We start from the raw sequence: 19,301 nt of genomic DNA on the forward strand, positions 1-19,301 counted from the left end.
GATGACGTCCGCACTGTTTATTCCCGAGTTGGGCCAGTTGGCGATGATCCTCGCCCTGTGCTTTGCCATCGTGCAGGCCGTGGTGCCGCTGCTCGGCGCCTGGCGTGGCGACCGCTTGTGGATGAGCCTGGCGCAGCCCGCCGCCTGGGGCCAGTTCGCGTTCCTGCTGTTCGCGTTCGGCTGCCTGACCTACGCCTTTATGACCGACGATTTTTCCGTCGCCTATGTAGCCAATAACTCCAACAGCGCCTTGCCCTGGTACTACAAGTTCAGCGCCGTGTGGGGCGCCCACGAAGGTTCGTTGCTGCTGTGGGCCTTGATCCTCGGCGGCTGGACCTTCGCGGTGTCGGTGTTCTCACGCCAACTGCCGCAAGTGATGCTGGCCCGCGTGCTGGCGGTGATGGGCATGATCAGCATCGGCTTCCTGCTGTTCCTGATCATGACCTCCAACCCGTTCAGCCGCATCCTGCCGCAGATTCCTACGGACGGGCACGACCTCAACCCGCTGCTGCAAGACATCGGCCTGATCGTGCACCCGCCGATGCTCTACATGGGTTACGTGGGGTTCTCGGTGGCCTTTGCCTTTGCCATCGCCGCCTTGCTTGGCGGGCGTTTGGACGCGGCGTGGGCGCGCTGGTCGCGGCCGTGGACCATCGTCGCCTGGGCCTTTCTCGGCATCGGCATCACCTTGGGCTCCTGGTGGGCCTACTACGAACTCGGCTGGGGCGGCTGGTGGTTCTGGGACCCGGTGGAAAACGCCTCGTTCATGCCTTGGCTGGTCGGCACCGCGTTGATTCACTCGTTGGCCGTCACCGAAAAACGTGGCGTGTTCAAGAGCTGGACGGTGCTATTGGCGATTGCGGCATTTTCCCTCAGCCTGCTCGGCACTTTCCTCGTGCGTTCCGGCGTACTGACTTCGGTGCATGCGTTCGCGTCCGACCCGGAGCGCGGCGTATTCATCCTGATTTTCCTGCTGTTTGTGGTCGGCGGTTCCCTCACGCTGTTCGCGCTGCGCGCGCCGGTGGTCAAGAGCCAGGTCGGTTTCAACCTGTGGTCGCGGGAAACCCTGTTGCTGGGCAATAACCTGGTGCTGGTGGTGGCCGCGTCGATGATCCTGCTCGGCACCCTGTACCCGTTGGTGCTGGATGCCCTGAGCGGCGCCAAGCTGTCCGTCGGCCCGCCGTACTTCAACGCGTTGTTTATCCCGTTGATGGGCCTGTTGATGGTGGTCATGGCCGTTGGCATGCTGGTGCGCTGGAAGGACACCCCGGTGAAATGGCTGGCCGGCATGCTGATGCCGGTGCTGCTGGGCAGCGTGGCCTTGGCGGTGATCGCCGGCATTGCTTACGGCGACTTCAACTGGGCGGTGCTCGCCACCTTCCTGCTCGCCGCCTGGGTATTGCTGGCCGGCGTGCGCGACATCTTCGACAAGACCCGCCACAAAGGCCTGCTCAAAGGTTTGCCGAGCCTGACCCGCAGTTACTGGGGCATGCAGATCGCCCACATCGGCATCGCCGTGTGCGCCCTCGGCGTGGTGCTGTCGAGCCAGAACAGCGCCGAGCGCGACCTGCGCCTGGCGCCGGGCGAGTCCATGGACCTGGCCGGCTACCACTTTATTTTCGAAGGTGCCAAGCACTTTGAAGGGCCGAACTTCACGTCGGACAAAGGCACCGTGCGCGTCGTCCGCAACGGCAAAGAGATCGCCGTGCTGCACCCGGAAAAACGCCTGTACACCGTACAGAGTTCGATGATGACCGAAGCCGGCATCGACGCCGGTTTCACCCGCGACCTCTATGTGGCGCTGGGTGAACCGCTGGGCGACGGCGCCTGGGCGGTGCGCGTGCATGTGAAGCCGTTTGTGCGCTGGATCTGGTTCGGCGGCTTGCTCACCGGCTTTGGTGGTTTGCTGGCGGCGCTGGATCGGCGTTATCGAGTCAAAGTGAAAAGCCGCGTGCGTGAAGCCCTCGGCCTGCAAGGAGCGGCGGTATGAAGCGTTGGTTGATGGTCTTGCCGCTGGCGGCCTTTCTGGTGATGGCGGTGTTCCTGTATCGCGGCCTGTACCTGGACCCGGCCGAGCTGCCGTCGGCGATGATCGGCAAGCCGTTTCCGGCGTTTAGCCTGCCGACGGTGCAGGGCGACAAGACCCTGACCCAGGCCGACCTGCTGGGCAAACCGGCGCTGGTCAACGTGTGGGGCACCTGGTGCATCTCCTGCCGCGTCGAACACCCGGTGCTGAACAAACTGGCCGAGCGGGGTGTGGTGATCTACGGGATCAACTACAAGGACGACAACGCCGCCGCCTTGAAGTGGCTGGCCGAATTCCACAACCCGTACCAGCTGGATATCCGCGATGAAGACGGCAACCTCGGTTTGAACCTCGGTGTGTACGGCGCCCCGGAAACCTTCTTCATCGATGCCAAGGGCGTGATTCGCGACAAATACGTCGGCGTGATCGACGAAGTGGTGTGGCGCGAGCAACTGGCCGCCAAGTACCAGGCGCTGGTCGATGAGGCCAAGCCATGAAGCGTCTGTTAGCCGCTGCTGTTCTAGCGCTTGGATTGGTCGGCGTCGCCCATGCTGCCATCGACACTTACGAGTTTGCCAAGGACGGTGACCGCGAGCGTTTCCGCGAGCTGACCAAGGAACTGCGCTGCCCCAAGTGCCAGAACCAGGACATCGCCGACTCCAACGCGCCGATTGCCGCCGACTTGCGCAAAGAGATCTTCCGCATGCTGGGGGAGGGCAAGGACAACCAGCAGATCATCGACTTCATGGTCGACCGCTACGGTGATTTCGTGCGCTACAAACCGGCGCTCACCGGCAAGACCGCGCTGCTCTGGTTCGGCCCCGCCGGGCTGCTGTTGGCCGGTGTGGTGGTGATGGCGGTGATCGTGCGCCGCCGCCGCGCCGCGCCCACCGATGGTTCCGACGCGCTGTCCCCTGATGAGCGTAAACGCCTCGACCAATTGCTGGACACCAAGACTGATGATTGATTTCTGGCTCGCAGCCGGCTTGCTGCTTCTGATTGCCCTGAGTTTCCTGTTGATCCCTGTACTGCGCGACCGCCGCGCCCAGCGCGAAGAGGACCGCACCGCGTTGAACGTGGCGCTGTACCAGGAACGCGTGGCCGAGCTGCAAGTGCAGCAGGACGAAGGTGTACTGAACGCCGCGCAACTCGACACCGGCCGCGCCGAAGCCGCGCGCGAATTGCTCGCCGACACCGAAGGCGTGGAAAAGCCCCGGGAATCGCGCCTGGGCAAACCGCTGCCCTTGCTCGCGGCATTCCTGGTGCCGGTGCTCGGCGTTGCGCTGTACCTGCATTACGGCGCCAGCGACAAGGTCGAACTGACCCGCGAATTCTCCCAGCCGCCGGCGTCCATGGAAGACATGACCCACCGCCTGGAACGCGCCGCCGCCGCCCAGCCGGACTCGGCCGAAGGCTTGTACTTCCTCGGTCGCGCCTACATGGCCCAGGACCGTTCCGCCGATGCCGCGCGCATCTTCGAACGCACCGTGGCCCTGGCCGGCCGCCAGCCCGAATTGCTCGGGCAGTGGGCCCAGGCGCAGTACTTTGCCGACAACAAACAGTGGTCACCGAAGGTCCAGGCCCTGACCGATGAAGCGTTGAAGCTGGACCCCAAGGAAGTCACCAGCCTCGGTCTGCTCGGTATCGCCGCCTTTGAAGGCCAGCGTTATCAAGACGCAATCGACTACTGGAACCGCTTGCTGGCGCAACTGCCGCCGGAAGACAACTCCCGTGCCGCGCTGCAGGGCGGCATCGACCGCGCCGCCGAGAAACTCAAGGAAAGTGGCGGCAGCGTCGCACAGAAAACCGTGATGAAAGTGCGCGTGGATCTGTCCGCCGAGGTCAAGGCCAAGGCCTTGCCGACCGACACGGTGTTCATTTTCGCCCGTGCCGTCAGCGGCCCGCCGGCGCCGTTGGCGGCCAAGCGAGTGACCGTCGCCGACTTGCCCATCACCGTCGAACTGGGCGATGCCGACGCGATGATGCCGCAGTTGAAACTGTCGAACTTCCCCGAAGTCCAACTGGTTGCGCGCGTATCCCGGGCAGGTCTTCCGACTGCCGGCGAGTGGATCGGCCGCAGCCAACCCCTGGCCAGCAGCACCACTGCCACGCAGGCGCTGACCATCGACAGTCCGGACCAGTAATTTCGAGGAAACGCCTATGACCGCATTTGCACGTATCACCCTGCTCAGCCTCGTTTTAGGCCTGAGTGCTTGTGCGGTCCACCGCCCACCTCCGGCGCCGACGGGCCCGACCATCCCGCCGTCGGGCCCGTCGACCCAGCCGAGCACGAAGCCTTCCGGCCCGGTGACCCCGCCGCCGAAGCCGCTGCCAACCAAGTCGCCAACCTTCGCCCCGCCGCCGGGCGCTGCCAGCCACTGGGACGGCAAAATGCAGGTGTACGTGCTGGACGACCAGCCCGACACCTTCTACCGCCAGCGCACCTACTACCGCTGGAGCAACGGCTGGAGCCGCTCCATCAGCCCCAACGGGCCCTGGGAAGACACCGACGTGCAGGGCGTGCCGCCGGGGTTGAGCAAGCAGTACGCGCAATGACAACTTGAAATCCAATCCTCCAAACACCGGGGGGCAAATGTGGGAGGGGGCTTGCCCCCGATGGCAGTGTGTCAGCTACAGATTTATCAGCTGACACACCCTCATCGGGGGCAAGCCCCCTCCCACATTTTGATCGCCTCAGCCATCAGGCCACGGGACACTCCCAAATCAGCCAGGAAAAGGTGAGCCATACGCAGGTTGGTCGACCGGGGAATGGAAACCCGGCAGGGGCAGGCCCTCCTGCGTACAGCTCGGGCGACATAATGAGCATTGTCTGAACAGCGGTGAATAGGCAAAGTCCGGTATGTTGCTATCCCTATTTCCTTTCTTCGAGACGGACCTCATGCACCTCTACGTCATCCGCCACGGCGAAACCTGGGCCAATGCCGAGCACCGTTACCTCGGTGCACTCGACCCGGAACTGACCGAGCGGGGCAGGGAGCAGGCGGCGTCTATCAGCAAAAAGCTGCCCACCGGCATTCAGGTGATGATCGTCTCCCCACGCCTGCGCGCCCAGCAAACCGCGCAGATTCTTAACCGTGAACTGAACCTTGAACCCGTGACCATGGACAGCTTCCGCGAACGCGACGTCGGCGTATTCGAAGGGCTGACCCAGGCGCAAGCCAAGGCCTTGCATCCAGCGCTTTGGGCGCAGAACATCACGCGGCAATGGGCGGCGGGGCCCACGGGTGGCGAGTCGATTGCCGAGGTGGTTACGCGAGTGCACCAAGGCCTTGCCGAGTTGGCGGCACTTTATCCAACCCAGGCGGTTTTGCTGGTGGCACATGGTTTTTTGGCAAAGGTGATCCGGGCGTTGGCCATCGGGGACTTCTCGGACTTTTACACCTGGCAGCTTTCAAATGGAGAAATGCTGGTCCTCGAGGATTTTGAACTGCGGATGCTTGCGACTGTTTCGCCCTTCGAATCTCACTGAACCACCGCAACCTTTCACAAAACCTTCATCCAACCGACCCCCTCCAGTCATGTGCAAGTCATAGGTCTGACACCTCCCGCGCCTACTGTCGTTTGAACTCAACCGCAGCCATCCCCCGGCTGTTCAAACAAGACAGAGAAGCCCATGACTCACGCTATCCATGTCGATCACTTGAACAAGACCTTTGCGAAGAAGTCCGCATTGGTCGACCTCGAACTCACCATTGCCCCGGGTGAGATGGTCGCGCTGATTGGCGCTTCCGGTTCCGGCAAGTCCACTTTGCTGCGCCACTTGGCGGGCCTGGCCTGTTGCGACAAGGGCAATGGCGGCCGCGTCACGGTGCTGGGCCGCGAGGTACAGGCCAGTGGTCGTTTGAACGGCAAAGTGCGGCGGTTGCGTGCCGACATCGGCTACATCTTCCAGCAGTTCAACCTGGTCAACCGCCTGAGCGTGCTCGACAACGTGCTGCTCGGCTGCCTCGGGCGCATGCCGCGCTGGCGTGGCAACCTCGGGTTGTTCAATGCCGAAGAGAAGGCCTTTGCCCTCGAATCCCTGGCGCGCGTCGGCCTCGCCGACCTGGCGGCGCAGCGCGCTTCCACCCTGTCCGGCGGCCAGCAGCAGCGCGTGGCGATTGCCCGGGCCTTGACCCAGCGCGCCGAAGTGATCCTCGCCGACGAGCCCATCGCTTCGCTGGACCCGGAGTCGGCGCGCAAGGTCATGGAGATCCTCGCCGACATCAACCGCCGCGACGGCAAGACGGTGGTGGTGACCCTGCATCAAGTCGATTACGCCATGCGTTATTGCCCTCGCGCCGTGGCACTCAAGGGCGGGCGCATTCATTTCGACGGCCAGGGCAGCGCGATGAGCAGCCAGTTCCTCAATGATTTGTACGGTGCCGACGTCGACACCAGCCTGATGTTTTCCGACCAGACCCGCCAAACCCTGGTAACCCCTCGGCTGGCCCTGGCGCGCGCTTGAAACCCTACTCACGACCCACAGGAAACCCTTCCATGTTGAACCGTATCGGCCACGTGTTTCTGTCTGCCGTGTTGCTGGCCAGCGTCGCAATGGGCAATGCCCACGCCGCCGACAAAGCCATCAATTTCGGCATCATGTCCACCGAGTCTTCGCAGAACCTCAAGAGCATTTGGCAGCCATTTCTGGATGACATGCACAAGAAGACCGGCCTGACCATCAACGCCACTTTCGCCTCCGACTATGCCGGCCTGATCCAGGGCATGCGCTTCAACAAAGTCGACGTGGCGTGGCTGGGCAACAAGGCGGCGATGGAAGCGGTGGACCGCTCCAACGGCGAGATCTTCGCCCAGACCGCCGCCGCCAATGGCGCAGCCGGGTACTGGAGCGTGCTGATCGTGCGCAAGGACAGCCCGATCAACAACGTCGAAGACATGCTCAAAAATGCCAAGAACCTGACCTTCGGCAACGGCGATCCGAACTCCACCTCGGGCTACCTGGTGCCGGGCTACTACGTGTTCGCCAAGAACCACGTGGACGCCGCCACCGCCTTCAAGCGCACGCTGAACTCCAGCCATGAAGTCAACGCACTCAGCGTGGCCAAGGGGCAGTTGGACGTGGCCACCTTCAACACCGAAAGCTGGGACCGCCTTGAAGTCACCCAGCCGGACAAGGCAGCACAGCTCAAGGTGATCTGGAAGTCGCCGCTGATCCCCGCCGACCCGATGGTGTGGAGCAAGGCGCTAAGCGACAGCGAGAAGACCAAGATCCGCGATTTCTTCGCTAACTATGGCGATACCGACGAAGAGAAGGCCGTGCTGAAGAACATGCAGCTGGGCAAGTTCCTCGCCTCCAACGACGACCAACTGCTGCCGATTCGTCAGCTGGAACTGTTCAAGCAGCGCACCACCATCAGTGCCGACGCCAAGCTTGAAGCTGGCGACAAGGCCAAGAAACTCGCCGACATCGACGCCGACCTGGCCAAGCTGCAACAGCGCATCTCCGAGCTCGACAAGAAAACCGCAGCCAACGGCTAACCCCTGTGGGAGGGGGCTTGCCCCCGATAGCGGTGTGTCATTCAGCCCATCCGTGACTGATCCATTGCCATTCGGGGGCAAGCCCCTCCCACATTTACCGAGAGTGATCCATGACTACTCTGCACGCTGAAGCTGTCGGCAAACGCACCTGGCCGCAATACCTCGGCTGGGGCCTGTTCCTGGTCCTGCTGGCCTGGGCCTGGCACGGCGCGGAGATGAACCCGCTGGCGCTGTACCGCGATTCCGGAAACATGGCCACCTTCGCCGCCGACTTCTTCCCGCCGGACTTCCACGAATGGCGCTCCTACCTCAAGGAGATGATCGTCACCGTCCAAATCGCCCTCTGGGGCACGGTGCTGGCGATTGTCTGCTCGGTGCCGCTGGGCATTCTCTGTGCCGACAACATCACCCCCTGGTGGGTACACCAACCGCTGCGCCGGGTGATGGATGCGTTCCGCTCCATCAATGAAATGGTGTTCGCCATGCTGTTTGTTGTCGCGGTCGGCCTCGGTCCTTTCGCCGGCGTGTTGGCCCTGTGGATCAGCACCACCGGCGTACTCGCCAAGCTGTTTGCCGAAGCCGTCGAAGCCATCGACCCAGGCCCGGTAGAAGGCGTACGTGCCACCGGCGCGAGTGCCTTGCAGGAAGTGATCTACGGCGTAATCCCGCAAGTGATGCCGCTGTGGGTCAGCTACGCGCTGTACCGCTTCGAAGCCAACGTGCGCTCGGCCACCGTGGTCGGCATGGTCGGTGCCGGCGGGATCGGCGTGATCCTCTGGGAAAACATTCGCGCCTTCCAGTTCGTACAAACCTGCGCGGTGCTGCTGGTGATCATCGTGGTGGTGAGCTGTATCGACGTGCTGTCCCAACGCCTGCGCAAGCAGTTCATCTGACGCCTGAGGGGTGCCCGCGCGGCGCTTTTTTTAAGCATGCAGTTGTCTAGACAAGAAGAGCCGGTGTACCGCGAACTCGCGGACATCCTGCGCCGTGAACTCAGCAGCTACAGCGCCGGCGACTTCCTGCCCGGCGAGGTGCACATGGCCGAGCGTTTTGGCGTCAACCGCCATACCTTGCGCCGCGCCATCGACGAGCTGGTGTTCGAAGGCAGCCTGTTGCGCCGCCAGGGCAAGGGCACCCAGGTGCTCGACCGCCCGCTGATTTACTCGATGGGCGCCGAGACCTCCTACAGCCAGTCGCTGTCGGCCCAGGGCGTGGGCGTCGAGGCCGTGCTGCTCAAGCGCCGCTACTGCTACGCCAGCCGCGACGAAGCCCTGCACCTGGGCATCGCCGAAATGGCGCCGATGATCGAACTGCAAACCCTGCGCAAGCTCGACCACCAGCCCGTCAGCCTGATCCGCCACCGCTACTGCGCCAGCCGCGCGCCGTTGCTGGCCGACTACACCGGCGGCTCCCTGCGCCAGTACTTGCGTGAGCGCGAGCTGCCCTTGACCCGCACCCAAAGCCTGATCGGTGCGCGGTTGCCCAACCGTGACGAAGCCGCGCTGCTGCTGATGCCCAGGCATTTGCCGGCGCTCACGGTATTTACCCTTTCCTGCGATCGCGACGGCCGCCCGGTGGAGCTGGCGCAGTCCACCAGCCGTTCGGATCGCTTTCAGTACCAAGTGGTGACTTGAATGATGAATGTGTCCCCGCGACAACAGTGGATCGGCGTGTTAGCCCGCGCCCAACTCAGTGAACTGCAACCTCACGAAGCAGCCTTGAAGGACGCCGAATACCAACTGATCCGCGCCCCGGAAATCGGCATGACCCTGGTGCGTGGCCGCATGGGGGGTGATGGCGCCGCCTTCAACGTCGGCGAGATGAGCGTGACCCGCTGCGTGGTGCGCCTGGCCGATGGCCGCACCGGCTACAGCTACCTGGCCGGGCGCGACAAGCTCCACGCCGAGCTGGCCGCCCTGGCCGACGCCCACCTGCAAGGCAGCCAGCCGAGCCTCTGGCTCAGCGACTTGATCACCGCGCTGGCCAATGCCCAGGCCCGGCGGCGCGCGCAAAAAGAAGCCGACACGGCGGCCACCAAGGTCGAGTTCTTCACCCTGGTGCGAGGAGAAAACTGATGAATGCTCACCTGTTGCAACCGGCCTTCGTCGACCCGGTGCTGGATGCCCAGCGCGGTTTTCGCACGGCGCTCAAGGCCTTGGCCGAGCCGGGGTTGATCCAGCATTTGCCCTCCGCCCCACGCCTGGATGGCCTGGCCCCCGCCACCTATGCGCTGTGCCTGGCCCTGCTGGATATGGACACGCCGCTGTGGCTGGCGCCGAGCTTCGACACGCCGCTGATCCGCGCCAACCTGGCCTTCCACTGCGCCTGCCCGCTCACGGACAAGCGCGAAGACGCTGTGTTCGCCTTGCTCGGTGAACAGGACCTGCTCGACCTCAGCGGCTTTGACCACGGCAACGACCGCTACCCGGACCAGTCCTGCACCTTGCTCGTGCAGCTCACCGACCTGGAAGCCGGTCGCAGCCTGCAATGGCATGGCCCCGGCATCAAGACTCAGCGCCAGGTGCACCTGCCGGTACCCCAAGCTTTCTGGCAGGAGCGCCAGCGCCGCGAAGCCTTCCCCCGTGGCCTGGACGTGCTGTTCGCCGCCGGCCATCACCTGATCGGCCTGCCACGCAGCAGCCGCATTGCACAGGAGCACGCCTGATGTACGTAGCCGTCAAAGGTGGCGAACAGGCCATCGACAATGCCCACCGCCTGCTGGCGAAAAAACGCCGGGGCGATACGGCGATTCCCGAACTGAGCGTGACGCAGATCCGCGAGCAACTGCCGTTGGCCGTCGCACGGGTGATGACCGAAGGCTCGCTGTTCGATGAAGAGCTCGCCGCCCTCGCGATCAAGCAAGCGGCGGGGGACCTGGTGGAAGCGATCTTCCTGCTGCGCGCCTACCGCACCACATTGCCGCGCTTCAGCCCGAGCCTGCCGATCGATACATCACAGATGTCCTTGAGCCGGCGTTTGTCCGCCACCTTCAAGGACGTGCCCGGCGGCCAGCTGCTCGGCCCAACGTTCGACTACACCCACCGCCTGCTGGATTTCTCGCTGCTGGCCGAGGGCCAATACCCAGGTCCGCAGACTACCGCAGACGCGCGTATCGAAGCCTGCCCGCGGGTGCTCGGCTTGCTCGCCAAGGAAGGCTTGATCAAGCACGAAACCGACGACAACGCCAGCGTTGCCGACATCACCCGCGACCCGCTGGAATACCCCGCCAGCCGCGCCGAGCGCCTGCAAGCCTTGGCCCGTGGCGACGAGGGTTTCCTGTTGGCGCTGGGCTACTCGACCCAACGCGGTTACGGGCGCAACCACCCGTTTGCCGGTGAGATTCGCATCGGCGACGTGGAGGTGTGGATCGACCCCGAGGAGCTGGGTTTCCCCATCTGCCTGGGCAGCATCGAAGTCACCGAGTGCGAGATGGTCAACCAGTTTGTCGGCTCGGCCACCGAGCTGGCGCAGTTCACCCGTGGCTACGGGCTGGCGTTCGGGCATGCCGAGCGCAAGGCCATGGGCATGGCGCTGGTGGACCGCTCGCTGCGCGCCGAGGAATACCACGAAGAGATCGTCTCGCCGGCCCAGCGCGAAGAATTTGTGCTGGCCCACTGCGACAACGTCGAGGCTGCCGGTTTTGTCTCGCACCTCAAATTGCCTCACTACGTGGACTTCCAGTCCGAACTGGAACTGATCCGCAAACTGCGCCAACCGGCCGAGGGCCCAAGCCATGACTGATCGCGACCCGGCCTACAACTTCGCCTACCTCGACGAACAGACCAAACGCATGATCCGCCGCGCCTTGCTCAAGGCCGTGGCGATCCCCGGTTACCAGGTACCGTTCGGTGGCCGCGAGATGCCGTTGCCCTACGGCTGGGGCACCGGCGGTATGCAACTGACCGCCGCGATCCTCGGCGACGATGACGTGCTCAAGGTCATCGACCAGGGTGCGGACGACACCACCAACGCCGTGTCGATCCGGCGCTTCTTCGCGCGCACTGCCGGCGTCGCCACCACCGAAGCCACGCCCGACGCCACGGTGATCCAGACCCGCCACCGCATCCCGGAAACCCCGCTGCAGGCCGGGCAGATCATGGTCTACCAGGTGCCGATCCCGGAGCCTTTGCGCTTTATCGAACCGTCGGAAACCGAGACGCGGACCATGCACGCCCTCAACGATTACGGGGTGATGCACGTAAAACTCTACGAAGACATCGCCACCTTCGGCCATATCGCCACCAGCTACGCCTACCCGGTGATGGTGGATGAGCGCTACGTGATGGACCCATCGCCGATCCCCAAATTCGACAACCCCAAACTCGACATGAGCCCGGCGCTGATGCTGTTCGGCGCCGGTCGCGAAAAGCGCCTGTACGCGGTGCCGCCGTACACCCAGGTCAGCAGCCTGGACTTTGAAGACCACCCGTTCGAAGTGCAGAAGTGGGACCACACCTGCGCCATCTGCGGCAGCCACGAATCCTTCCTCGATGAGCTGATTCTGGACGACGCCGGCACCCAGAGTTTCGTCTGCTCCGACACCTGGTACTGCGCGCAACGCGTCAAGGAGAACATCCAGTGAGCCAGCCGTTATTGCAAGTGCGTGACCTGTCCCTGTTGTACGGCCCGGAGAAGGGCTGCCAGGGTGTGAGTTTTGATCTGTACCCCGGCGAAGTGCTGGGGATTGTCGGCGAGTCCGGCTCGGGCAAATCCACCTTGCTCTCGTTGTTGAGCGGGCGTTTGCCGCCGCAAGCGGGAAGCATCGGCTACCGCAGCAAGGACGGTGAATGGCTGGATTTGTACAGCGCCAGCGAAGCCGAGCGCCGCACCTTGTTGCGCACCGAATGGGGCTTTGTCGAACAGAACCCCCGCGACGGCCTGCGCATGGGCGTGTCGGCCGGCGCCAATATCGGCGAGCGCCTGATGGCCCAGGGCGTGCGCAACTATGCGCAGCTGCGCGGCGCCGGTCTCGACTGGCTGGGCCAGGTGGAGATCGACCCGCAGCGCATCGATGATTTGCCGCGCACCTTCTCCGGCGGCATGCAGCAACGTCTGCAAATCGCCCGCAACCTGGTGTCCAGCCCGCGCCTGGTGTTCATGGACGAACCCACCGGCGGCCTCGACGTATCGGTGCAGGCCCGTTTGCTCGACCTGCTGCGCGGCCTGGTGCGCGAGCTGGACCTGGCCGTGGTGATCGTCACCCACGATTTGGCCGTGGCGCGCCTGCTGGCCGACCGCCTGATGGTGATGCGCCGCTCGCGGGTGGTGGAAACCGGGCTCACCGACCAGATCCTCGACGATCCACAGCACCCTTACTCTCAATTGCTGGTGTCTTCGGTATTGCAGCCATGATGAATGCCTTGATCGAGGTCCGTGACCTCTCGAAAACCTTCACCCTGCATCAGCAGCACGGCGTGGTGCTCAACGTGCTACGCGGTTTGGAATTCAGTGTGCAGGCCGGCGAATGCCTGGTGCTGCACGGCCAGTCCGGCGCCGGCAAAAGCACCTTGCTGCGCACCCTGTACGGCAACTACCTGCCGGCCGGTGGCAGCATCCGCGTGCAGCACGCGGGTGAGTGGCTGGAACTGGTCGGCGCCGAGCCGCGCGACATCCTGCGGGTGCGCCAGCAAACGCTGGGCTATGTCAGCCAGTTCCTGCGCGTAATCCCCCGCGTGGCCTGCCTGGATGTGGTGATGGAGCCTGCGCTGGCGCGCGGCTGGTCGAGGGCCAATGCGCAGTCCCGCGCCGAGCACTTGCTGACGCGCCTGAATATCCCCCAGCGCCTGTGGCAACTGGCGCCCGGCACCTTCTCTGGTGGCGAGCAGCAGCGCGTCAACATCGCCCGCGGCTTCATGGTCGAGTGGCCGGTGATGCTGCTGGACGAGCCCACCGCGTCCCTGGATGACAACAACCGCCAGGTGGTGCTGGAACTGATGAACGAAGCCAAGGCCGGCGGCGCCGCGCTGATCGGCATCTTCCACGACCGGGCCGCCCGTGAAGCGGTTGCCGACCGCCATTTCGACATGACCCCCGCACCCGTCGCCGCAGAGGAATACGCACATGCCCGCTGAACAGATCCTCAGCAATGCCCAGATCGTCACGGCCGAACGCGTGTTCCTCGGCTCGGTGGTGCTGCGCGACGGCAAGATTGTCGACCTCGCCGAAGGCCGCAGCCAGTTGCCCCAGGCCCAGGACCTGAGCGGCGATTACCTGCTGCCGGGGCTGGTGGAATTGCACACCGACAACCTGGAAAAACACATGACCCCGCGCCCCGGCGTGGACTGGCCGTCGACCTCGGCGGTGCTCAGCCATGACGCGCAGATCATCGCGGCGGGCATCACCACGGTGTTTGACGCGGTGTCCATCGGCGACGTGAACCCCAAGGGCAATCGCATGAAAAAGCTGCCGGCGATGCTCGATGCCATCGCCCAGGCCGAAGGTGCCGGCCTGACCCGCGCCGAGCACCATCTGCACCTGCGCTGCGAGCTGTGCCACCCGGACACCCTCAGCGTGTTTCGCGACCTGGTGGAAAACCCGTTGGTGCGGCTGGTGTCGGTGATGGACCATTCGCCGGGCCAGCGCCAGTTCGTGCTCGAATCCAAGTACCGTGAGTACTACATGGGCAAGTACCACCTCAACGACGAAACCATGGACGCCTTTATCGTGCTGCAAATGGCCAACTCCCGGGAGTACAGCGACCGCTACCGCGCGGCCATCGTCGAGCATTGCCTGGCGCGCGGGTTGTCGGTGGCCAGCCATGACGATGCAACCCTGGCCCACGTGGAAGAGTCGGCGCGTTACGGCATGACCATCGCCGAATTCCCCACCACCCTGGAGGCCGCCAAAGGCTGTCAGGCGCTGGCCATGAAAGTGCTGATGGGTGCGCCGAACGTGGTGCGCGGTGGGTCGCACTCGGGTAATGTGGCCGCCGCCGGCCTGGCTGCCGAGGGCTTGCTGGATATACTCTCCAGCGACTACTACCCGGCCAGCCTGTTGCAGGCGGCGTTCGTGCTGGCCGACCAGCAGGATGGCGGCGACCTGTCGCGGGCGGTCAAGATGATCAGCCTGGCCCCGGCGCAAGCGGCGGGCCTGGCTGATCGCGGTGAAATTGCCGTCGGCCTGCGCGCCGACCTGGTGCAAGCCCGCAGCCGTGAAGGGTTGCCTGTAGTCCAACAAGTCTGGCGGCAAGCGAAGAGGGTGTTTTGATGGCAGGCAGGTTGATCTATCTCATCGGGCCATCGGGTTCGGGCAAGGACAGCCTGCTGGATGCCGCACGCCCTCGGTTGGCCGAGCGCGGCTGCCGCATTGTGCGCCGCGTTATCACTCGCTCGGCAGAAGCCGTCGGTGAGGCGGCGCAAGGGGTAAGCCCGGAGCAGTTCGCCGCGTTGCAGGCCGAGGGCGCGTTTGCCCTCAGTTGGCAGGCGAATGGGTTGTCCTATGGCATCCCGCGTGAGATCGACGACTGGCTGGCGGCGGGGGACGACGTGCTGGTCAACGGCTCCCGCGCGCACCTGGCGCACACCCGCGAACGTTATCCGAACCTGCTGGTGTTGTTGCTCACGGTGGATCAAGCCGTGCTGCGCCAGCGCCTGATCGCCCGGGGGCGTGAGGCCCTGGCGGATATCGAAGAGCGCTTGGCGCGCAATGCACGCTTCACCGCCGAGCTGATTGCGGGCAATGGCGCGGGGTTGTTTGTACTGGACAATTCCGGCCCCTTGGAAAACACCGTTGAGCGCCTGCTGTGCTGCCTTGACCACGGGCACTCGGCATGCGCCTGACCCTGCTTGGCACCGGTGACGCGCGGCAAGTCCCGGTGTACGGCTGCGACTGCGCCGCGTGCGAGTTGGCGCGTAGCGATGCAAGCCTGCGCCGCCGTCCGTGCAGCGCGTTGATCGAGTGCGGCGACCAACGCTGGTTGATCGACAGCGGCTTGCCCGACCTCACCGAACGCTTCCCGCCGCGCAGCTTCAACGGGATTTTCCAGACCCACTACCACGCCGATCACGCCCAGGGTTTGTTGCACCTGCGCTGGGGCCAGGGCCTGGTGATTCCGGTGCACGGCCCGGCGGACTCGGAGGGGCTGTCCGACCTGTACAAGCACCCGGGCATCCTCGATTTCAGCCAGCCGTTTGCCGAGTTCGAGACGCGCCAGTTCGGCGAGCTGCGCGTCACCGCGCTGCCGCTGCAGCATTCCAAACTCACCTTGGGGTATTTGCTGGAGGGCGAGGGCCGGCGCATCGCCTACCTCACCGACACCGTTGGCTTGCCGCCGGAAACCTTGGCCTGGCTGCAACGCGAACCGCTGGACGTGCTGGTGGTGGACTGCTCCATGCCGCCACAGCCGCAAGCGCCACGCAATCACAACGACCTGACCCTGGCGCTGCAAAGCATCGAGGACACCGGCGCGCAGCTGGGTGTGCTGACCCATGTGGGGCACACACTGGATGCCTGGTTGCTGACGCATCGGCGCGAGTTGCCACGGCATGTGACGGTGGGGTGGGATGGGCGGATTCTCTAAGTAGCGCAAACCCACTGTGGGAGGGTGCTTGCCCCCGATAGCGGTCCATCAGCTACAGATGGGCTGGCTGACCCAGCGCATTCGCGGGCAAGCCCCCTCCCACAGTGGGTTTGCAGTGTTTTCAAGCCTGTATTTCAAATCGGGGTCCCTGGGTTGTCCGCCCCAGGCATCAGGCCTAACCCAGCAAGCCTTGCACATACTCCACAAACGCCCGCGCCTTGGCGCTCGCCATCCTCCCGGTGGGGAACCCTGCCCATAAATCCCGGGGCGGCGGTTTCCAATCGGTCAGCACCGCTTTGACCTCGCCGCTGGCCAATCCCCAGGCGCTTGGCGGCAGCCGAGAACGAGCCGGTTTCGACGACGTGGACGAAGGTTTCCATGGTGGTTAGGCGGAGCCGAGGGTTCAGGAATAAAGCGCGAGTTTTCAACATCCAGTAAAACAGCCGCCAGTCGGGATGAGCAATTCTGTGCTTGAGTAAAGATAACTCTAGGGTTACTTTTATTCGGGCCAAGCCAAGGAGGCTGGAGTGCAAAGCAGGCTATTGATCAAGGAGCTGCAAGAGGCGGGTTGGGTGTTGGATCGGGTCACGGGCAGTCATCATATTTTTACCCATCGCTATAACCCGTACACGATCCCGGTGCCGCACCCGAAGAAGGACCTGCCGCTGGGCACCGTCAGAAGCATCAGGAAACGCGCCGGGCTGTTTGAGTTTTAAGGAGAGTATTCATGCAATACCCAATCTGCATCGAATGGGGCGATGACTTTACCGCCACCGGTATTCAGATCCCCGATATCCCTGGCGCAGTCACCGCCGGGGACAGTTTTGAAGAGGCGTACAACGCCGCGGTGGAAGTCGCGCACATCATGCTGCAAGAGATTGCGGCAGAGGGTGGGCCGATTCCGATGCCCACCTCGGTGGCCAATCATCACGCTCACGAAGACTACGCCGGGATGGGCTGGGGGATGTTGGAGCTGGACATCTCGCCCTATCTGGGCAAGACCGAGAAGGTCAACGTGACCTTGCCCGGTTATGTGATCCAGCGCATCGACCGTTATGTGCGTGAGCACAAGGTCAAAAGCCGCTCGTCATTTCTGGCGGATGCGGCTTTGGAGAAATTGGTGCGTTCTTAAGCGGTTGCGATCGCAACTTGCCGTGACGCACTGAGAAAGCGCAACAACGCCACCAGCGGGAATGCACTGCCCACCAGCATCACCCCCAGCCAGCCGCCGTGTTCGTACACGCTGCTGGCAATGGCCGAGCCGAAGGCGCCGCCGATGAAGATGCTGGTCATGTACAGCGCGTTCAAACGGCTGCGGCTGTTGGCGTCGAGGGCGTAGATGGCACGTTGGCCGAGGACCATGTTCATCTGCACGCAAAAATCCAGGACTACGCCGGTCACTGCCAGGCCGATCACGCTGTACAGCGGGTGCACGAAGGCCGGCAGGAAGCTCAGCGCGGCAAACAGCATGGCCAGCAGCGACGCGCGGTGGGTGTGCCCGGCATCCGCCAGGCGCCCGGCGATCGGTGCGGCAATCGCGCCCAGGGCGCCGACCAGCGCAAACAGCGCGATTTCGCTTTGGCTCAGGCCGTGATTGCGTGCCAGTTCCAGGGGCGCGGCGGTCCAGAACAGGCTGAACGTGGCGAACATGCAGCCTTGGTAAAACGCGCGTTGGCGCAGCAGCGGCTGTTCACGCAGCAGGGTGCCGAGCGAGCGCAACAGTTGGCCGTAGCTGGCGCTGTGGTCGGGCTGGCGCTTGGGGATGGTCAGCATCAGCACCACGCTGATAAACGCCATCAACGCGGCCGCCGCCATGAACATCGCGCGCCAGCCGAAGTGGTCGGCGACTACGCTGGACACCGGCCGTGCCAGCAGGATACCCAGCAGCAGGCCGCCCATGATGCTGCCGACCACCCGGCCACGGGATTCGGCAGGCGCCAGGTGCGCGGCCAGCGGGATAAGGATTTGCACCGAGACGGAACTGAATCCGATCAGCAACGACACAAGCAGGAACAAATTCGGCTGCTCGGTAAACGCTGCACCCAGTAGGCTGGCGATGGCCACCACGGTGGTAATGATCATCAGCTTGCGGTTTTCCAGCAGGTCACCCAGGGGCACCAGGAAGAACAGGCCCAGGGCATAACCGATTTGCGTCAGGGAGACGATCAGGCTGGCCATGGCGGGCGTAAGGCCAATGTCCGGCGCGATCAGTTCGATGATCGGCTGCGCGTAGTAGATGTTGGCGACGATGGCGCCGCAGCAAAACGCAAACAGCATCACCATGCTCCGGGTCATGGTGGTTGTAGCGTGGGAATCAGCGTTCATGGTGTTCTCATAAATGCGAAGGAAAGTGGGGCGAGCCTAAAGACAACACCGTAGCCCGGGTAGGCCGCTGGCAGTGATAACACTCATGCCCGGTAATGATGAGTGAATCGTTAACTTTCTGCGCGAACGCCAATGATACATTCAGACACAACTGCCGAAACAGGAAATCCATTGCGATGAAGATCACGTTGAACAAGATGCTCATGGCCTCGACCCTTGCCGCCGCCATGGCCATAGGCCTGGCGCAGGCCCAGGCGGCCGATGCACCGCGCGTCGGTGTGCGCGGCGCCATCACCGCCGTCGACGGCGACGCCTTGCACGTCAAGGTCAACACTGGCGAAGACGTCACCGTGCACCTGACCAAAGACACCCAGGTACGTGCCGTGACCCTGGCCAAGATTGACGAGATCAAGCCCGGCAGCTACATCGGCTCTGCGGCCATGCCCAACGCCGACGGCACCCTCACTGCCCTCGAAGTGCATGTGTTCCCACCGGCCATGGCCGGCACGGGCGACGGGCATCGGGCGTTTGACTTGAAAGAAGGCAGCAGCATGACCAACGGCACCGTCGGCGACCTGGTGGTCAGCAACGGGCGCACCCTGACCGTCAAATACAAAGGCGGCGAGCAGAAGATTGTGGTGCCGGACGATGTGCCTATCGTGAACCTGGAGCCGGGCGATCGCAGTTTGCTCAAGCCGGGGGTGAAGGTGGTGCTGTTTGCATCGCAAGGGGCGGATGGGACGGTGACGGCCCAGGCAATCTCGGCTGGCAAGGATGGGGTAACACCACCGATGTAACTGCCCAACATAAAACCAAATGTGGGAGGGGGCTTGCCCCCGATAGCAGTGGTTCAGTCAGCTAAGCTGTAACTGACCCACCGCCATCGGGAGCAAGCCCCCTCCCACATTTTTTTACTGCATTTATTCAGTC

The 19,301-nt window shown here is 63.7% G+C and carries 23 protein-coding genes and 2 pseudogenes; 22 read left to right on the forward strand and 3 right to left on the reverse strand.

From position 1 onward, the window contains the following. The first annotated feature begins 1 nt into the window (after nt 1). The 19 genes from AC0IYH_RS11540 to phnP all read left to right on the forward strand — a co-directional run bounded on the left by AC0IYH_RS11540 (nt 2) and on the right by phnP (nt 16,046). The gene (locus AC0IYH_RS11540) at nt 2-1,990 is read left to right on the forward strand and encodes a heme lyase CcmF/NrfE family subunit (RefSeq protein ID WP_471834392.1); all 1,989 of its coding nucleotides are present in this window, start codon (nt 2-4) and stop codon (nt 1,988-1,990) included. Continuing rightward, nucleotides 1,987-2,523 (forward strand): DsbE family thiol:disulfide interchange protein, encoded by a 537-nt coding sequence (locus AC0IYH_RS11545; protein ID WP_116629642.1) that lies wholly within the window; start codon nt 1,987-1,989, stop codon nt 2,521-2,523. Before AC0IYH_RS11540 ends, AC0IYH_RS11545 begins: the two co-directional genes overlap by 4 nt. Then, nucleotides 2,520-2,993, forward strand: coding sequence for a cytochrome c-type biogenesis protein (locus AC0IYH_RS11550; protein ID WP_017136200.1), 474 nt, complete (start codon nt 2,520-2,522; stop codon nt 2,991-2,993). Before AC0IYH_RS11545 ends, AC0IYH_RS11550 begins: the two co-directional genes overlap by 4 nt. After that, complete coding sequence (gene ccmI / locus AC0IYH_RS11555; protein WP_471834394.1) at nt 2,986-4,170, forward strand: c-type cytochrome biogenesis protein CcmI; 1,185 nt, start codon at nt 2,986-2,988, stop codon at nt 4,168-4,170. The genes AC0IYH_RS11550 and ccmI overlap by 8 nt, the downstream gene beginning before the upstream one ends. Nucleotides 4,171-4,186: 16 nt before the next feature. After that, nucleotides 4,187-4,582, forward strand: coding sequence for a hypothetical protein (locus AC0IYH_RS11560; protein ID WP_074844687.1), 396 nt, complete (start codon nt 4,187-4,189; stop codon nt 4,580-4,582). Between the two features lie 343 nt (nt 4,583-4,925). Then, a complete protein-coding gene (locus tag AC0IYH_RS11565; RefSeq protein ID WP_471834396.1) occupies nt 4,926-5,516 on the forward strand; it encodes a histidine phosphatase family protein in 591 nt (196 codons plus the stop codon). 144 nt (nt 5,517-5,660) lie between these two features. After that, complete coding sequence (gene phnC / locus AC0IYH_RS11570; RefSeq protein WP_471834397.1) at nt 5,661-6,494, forward strand: phosphonate ABC transporter ATP-binding protein; 834 nt, start codon at nt 5,661-5,663, stop codon at nt 6,492-6,494. 32 nt (nt 6,495-6,526) lie between these two features. Next, the gene (gene phnD, locus AC0IYH_RS11575; protein WP_471834399.1) at nt 6,527-7,528 is read left to right on the forward strand and encodes a phosphonate ABC transporter substrate-binding protein; all 1,002 of its coding nucleotides are present in this window, start codon (nt 6,527-6,529) and stop codon (nt 7,526-7,528) included. A 110-nt stretch (nt 7,529-7,638) separates the two neighbouring features. After that, on the forward strand, nt 7,639-8,421 hold the full coding sequence (phnE, locus tag AC0IYH_RS11580; RefSeq protein ID WP_017136208.1) for a phosphonate ABC transporter, permease protein PhnE: 783 nt from the start codon (nt 7,639-7,641) through the stop codon (nt 8,419-8,421). A 36-nt stretch (nt 8,422-8,457) separates the two neighbouring features. Then, nucleotides 8,458-9,162 (forward strand): phosphonate metabolism transcriptional regulator PhnF, encoded by a 705-nt coding sequence (phnF, locus tag AC0IYH_RS11585; RefSeq protein ID WP_471834401.1) that lies wholly within the window; start codon nt 8,458-8,460, stop codon nt 9,160-9,162. 3 nt (nt 9,163-9,165) lie between these two features. Then, the gene (gene phnG, locus AC0IYH_RS11590; protein WP_122773119.1) at nt 9,166-9,603 is read left to right on the forward strand and encodes a phosphonate C-P lyase system protein PhnG; all 438 of its coding nucleotides are present in this window, start codon (nt 9,166-9,168) and stop codon (nt 9,601-9,603) included. Next, nucleotides 9,603-10,193: a phosphonate C-P lyase system protein PhnH gene (phnH, locus tag AC0IYH_RS11595; RefSeq protein ID WP_471834403.1), complete on the forward strand. Its 591-nt coding sequence runs from the start codon at nt 9,603-9,605 to the stop codon at nt 10,191-10,193. Before phnG ends, phnH begins: the two co-directional genes overlap by 1 nt. After that, nucleotides 10,193-11,269: a carbon-phosphorus lyase complex subunit gene (locus AC0IYH_RS11600; protein WP_471834405.1), complete on the forward strand. Its 1,077-nt coding sequence runs from the start codon at nt 10,193-10,195 to the stop codon at nt 11,267-11,269. Before phnH ends, AC0IYH_RS11600 begins: the two co-directional genes overlap by 1 nt. Further along, the gene (locus tag AC0IYH_RS11605) at nt 11,262-12,110 is read left to right on the forward strand and encodes an alpha-D-ribose 1-methylphosphonate 5-phosphate C-P-lyase PhnJ (protein WP_471834407.1); all 849 of its coding nucleotides are present in this window, start codon (nt 11,262-11,264) and stop codon (nt 12,108-12,110) included. The genes AC0IYH_RS11600 and AC0IYH_RS11605 overlap by 8 nt, the downstream gene beginning before the upstream one ends. Continuing rightward, entirely contained in the window at nt 12,071-12,880 is an 810-nt protein-coding gene (gene phnK / locus AC0IYH_RS11610; RefSeq protein ID WP_164445019.1) for a phosphonate C-P lyase system protein PhnK, read from the forward strand. Before AC0IYH_RS11605 ends, phnK begins: the two co-directional genes overlap by 40 nt. After that, nucleotides 12,880-13,599: a phosphonate C-P lyase system protein PhnL gene (phnL, locus tag AC0IYH_RS11615; protein WP_471834436.1), complete on the forward strand. Its 720-nt coding sequence runs from the start codon at nt 12,880-12,882 to the stop codon at nt 13,597-13,599. Before phnK ends, phnL begins: the two co-directional genes overlap by 1 nt. Beyond that, nucleotides 13,589-14,734, forward strand: coding sequence for an alpha-D-ribose 1-methylphosphonate 5-triphosphate diphosphatase (locus tag AC0IYH_RS11620; RefSeq protein WP_122773085.1), 1,146 nt, complete (start codon nt 13,589-13,591; stop codon nt 14,732-14,734). The genes phnL and AC0IYH_RS11620 overlap by 11 nt, the downstream gene beginning before the upstream one ends. After that, on the forward strand, nt 14,734-15,306 hold the full coding sequence (gene phnN / locus AC0IYH_RS11625) for a phosphonate metabolism protein/1,5-bisphosphokinase (PRPP-forming) PhnN (RefSeq protein ID WP_116629653.1): 573 nt from the start codon (nt 14,734-14,736) through the stop codon (nt 15,304-15,306). The genes AC0IYH_RS11620 and phnN overlap by 1 nt, the downstream gene beginning before the upstream one ends. Next, entirely contained in the window at nt 15,297-16,046 is a 750-nt protein-coding gene (gene phnP, locus AC0IYH_RS11630) for a phosphonate metabolism protein PhnP (RefSeq protein ID WP_471834409.1), read from the forward strand. The genes phnN and phnP overlap by 10 nt, the downstream gene beginning before the upstream one ends. A 175-nt stretch (nt 16,047-16,221) precedes the next feature. Here the strand turns inward: phnP and AC0IYH_RS11635 are convergent. Together AC0IYH_RS11635 and AC0IYH_RS11640 are read right to left on the reverse strand one after the other, a co-directional pair. Beyond that, nucleotides 16,222-16,362: pseudogene (locus tag AC0IYH_RS11635) on the reverse strand (LysR family transcriptional regulator); the annotation flags it as partial. A gap of 28 nt (nt 16,363-16,390) precedes the next feature. Further along, nucleotides 16,391-16,477: pseudogene (locus AC0IYH_RS11640) on the reverse strand (hypothetical protein); the annotation flags it as partial. A gap of 96 nt (nt 16,478-16,573) precedes the next feature. On the opposite strand from AC0IYH_RS11640, the gene AC0IYH_RS11645 reads away from it, so the two are divergent. Together AC0IYH_RS11645 and AC0IYH_RS11650 are read left to right on the forward strand one after the other, a co-directional pair. Further along, nucleotides 16,574-16,762 carry a type II toxin-antitoxin system HicA family toxin gene (locus AC0IYH_RS11645; protein ID WP_026136468.1) on the forward strand — a complete coding sequence of 63 codons (189 nt, stop codon included), beginning with the start codon at nt 16,574-16,576 and terminating at the stop codon, nt 16,760-16,762. Between the two features lie 11 nt (nt 16,763-16,773). Beyond that, nucleotides 16,774-17,178 (forward strand): type II toxin-antitoxin system HicB family antitoxin, encoded by a 405-nt coding sequence (locus AC0IYH_RS11650; RefSeq protein ID WP_016978509.1) that lies wholly within the window; start codon nt 16,774-16,776, stop codon nt 17,176-17,178. Here AC0IYH_RS11650 and AC0IYH_RS11655 read toward each other — a convergent pair. Continuing rightward, a complete protein-coding gene (locus AC0IYH_RS11655; RefSeq protein WP_116629657.1) occupies nt 17,175-18,371 on the reverse strand; it encodes an MFS transporter in 1,197 nt (398 codons plus the stop codon). The two genes, AC0IYH_RS11650 and AC0IYH_RS11655, sit on opposite strands and share 4 nt — an antisense overlap. Before the next feature lie 176 nt (nt 18,372-18,547). On the opposite strand from AC0IYH_RS11655, the gene AC0IYH_RS11660 reads away from it, so the two are divergent. After that, nucleotides 18,548-19,168, forward strand: a complete 621-nt coding sequence (locus AC0IYH_RS11660; RefSeq protein ID WP_116629658.1) for a DUF5666 domain-containing protein — start codon at nt 18,548-18,550, stop codon at nt 19,166-19,168. Nucleotides 19,169-19,301: the final 133 nt, after the last annotated feature.

This window comes from Pseudomonas sp. AC463 (assembly GCF_979253585.1).

Bases quoted from the DNA above. Each gene is read 5' to 3' on its own strand.
- phnD (WP_471834399.1), top strand. From the start codon at position 6,527: ATGTTGAACCGTATCGGCCACGTGTTTCTGTCTGCCGTGTTGCTGGCC.
- phnE (WP_017136208.1), top strand. From the start codon at position 7,639: ATGACTACTCTGCACGCTGAAGCTGTCGGCAAACGCACCTGGCCGCAA.
- phnC (WP_471834397.1), top strand. From the start codon at position 5,661: ATGACTCACGCTATCCATGTCGATCACTTGAACAAGACCTTTGCGAAG.
- phnG (WP_122773119.1), top strand. From the start codon at position 9,166: ATGAATGTGTCCCCGCGACAACAGTGGATCGGCGTGTTAGCCCGCGCC.
- AC0IYH_RS11655 (WP_116629657.1), bottom strand. From the start codon at position 18,371: ATGAACGCTGATTCCCACGCTACAACCACCATGACCCGGAGCATGGTG.
- phnL (WP_471834436.1), top strand. From the start codon at position 12,880: ATGAATGCCTTGATCGAGGTCCGTGACCTCTCGAAAACCTTCACCCTG.
- AC0IYH_RS11550 (WP_017136200.1), top strand. From the start codon at position 2,520: ATGAAGCGTCTGTTAGCCGCTGCTGTTCTAGCGCTTGGATTGGTCGGC.
- AC0IYH_RS11600 (WP_471834405.1), top strand. From the start codon at position 10,193: ATGTACGTAGCCGTCAAAGGTGGCGAACAGGCCATCGACAATGCCCAC.
- phnH (WP_471834403.1), top strand. From the start codon at position 9,603: ATGAATGCTCACCTGTTGCAACCGGCCTTCGTCGACCCGGTGCTGGAT.
- AC0IYH_RS11560 (WP_074844687.1), top strand. From the start codon at position 4,187: ATGACCGCATTTGCACGTATCACCCTGCTCAGCCTCGTTTTAGGCCTG.
- AC0IYH_RS11650 (WP_016978509.1), top strand. From the start codon at position 16,774: ATGCAATACCCAATCTGCATCGAATGGGGCGATGACTTTACCGCCACC.
- AC0IYH_RS11620 (WP_122773085.1), top strand. From the start codon at position 13,589: ATGCCCGCTGAACAGATCCTCAGCAATGCCCAGATCGTCACGGCCGAA.
- AC0IYH_RS11605 (WP_471834407.1), top strand. From the start codon at position 11,262: ATGACTGATCGCGACCCGGCCTACAACTTCGCCTACCTCGACGAACAG.
- phnF (WP_471834401.1), top strand. From the start codon at position 8,458: ATGCAGTTGTCTAGACAAGAAGAGCCGGTGTACCGCGAACTCGCGGAC.
- AC0IYH_RS11660 (WP_116629658.1), top strand. From the start codon at position 18,548: ATGAAGATCACGTTGAACAAGATGCTCATGGCCTCGACCCTTGCCGCC.
- phnN (WP_116629653.1), top strand. From the start codon at position 14,734: ATGGCAGGCAGGTTGATCTATCTCATCGGGCCATCGGGTTCGGGCAAG.
- AC0IYH_RS11545 (WP_116629642.1), top strand. From the start codon at position 1,987: ATGAAGCGTTGGTTGATGGTCTTGCCGCTGGCGGCCTTTCTGGTGATG.
- ccmI (WP_471834394.1), top strand. From the start codon at position 2,986: ATGATTGATTTCTGGCTCGCAGCCGGCTTGCTGCTTCTGATTGCCCTG.
- AC0IYH_RS11540 (WP_471834392.1), top strand. From the start codon at position 2: ATGACGTCCGCACTGTTTATTCCCGAGTTGGGCCAGTTGGCGATGATC.
- AC0IYH_RS11565 (WP_471834396.1), top strand. From the start codon at position 4,926: ATGCACCTCTACGTCATCCGCCACGGCGAAACCTGGGCCAATGCCGAG.
- phnP (WP_471834409.1), top strand. From the start codon at position 15,297: ATGCGCCTGACCCTGCTTGGCACCGGTGACGCGCGGCAAGTCCCGGTG.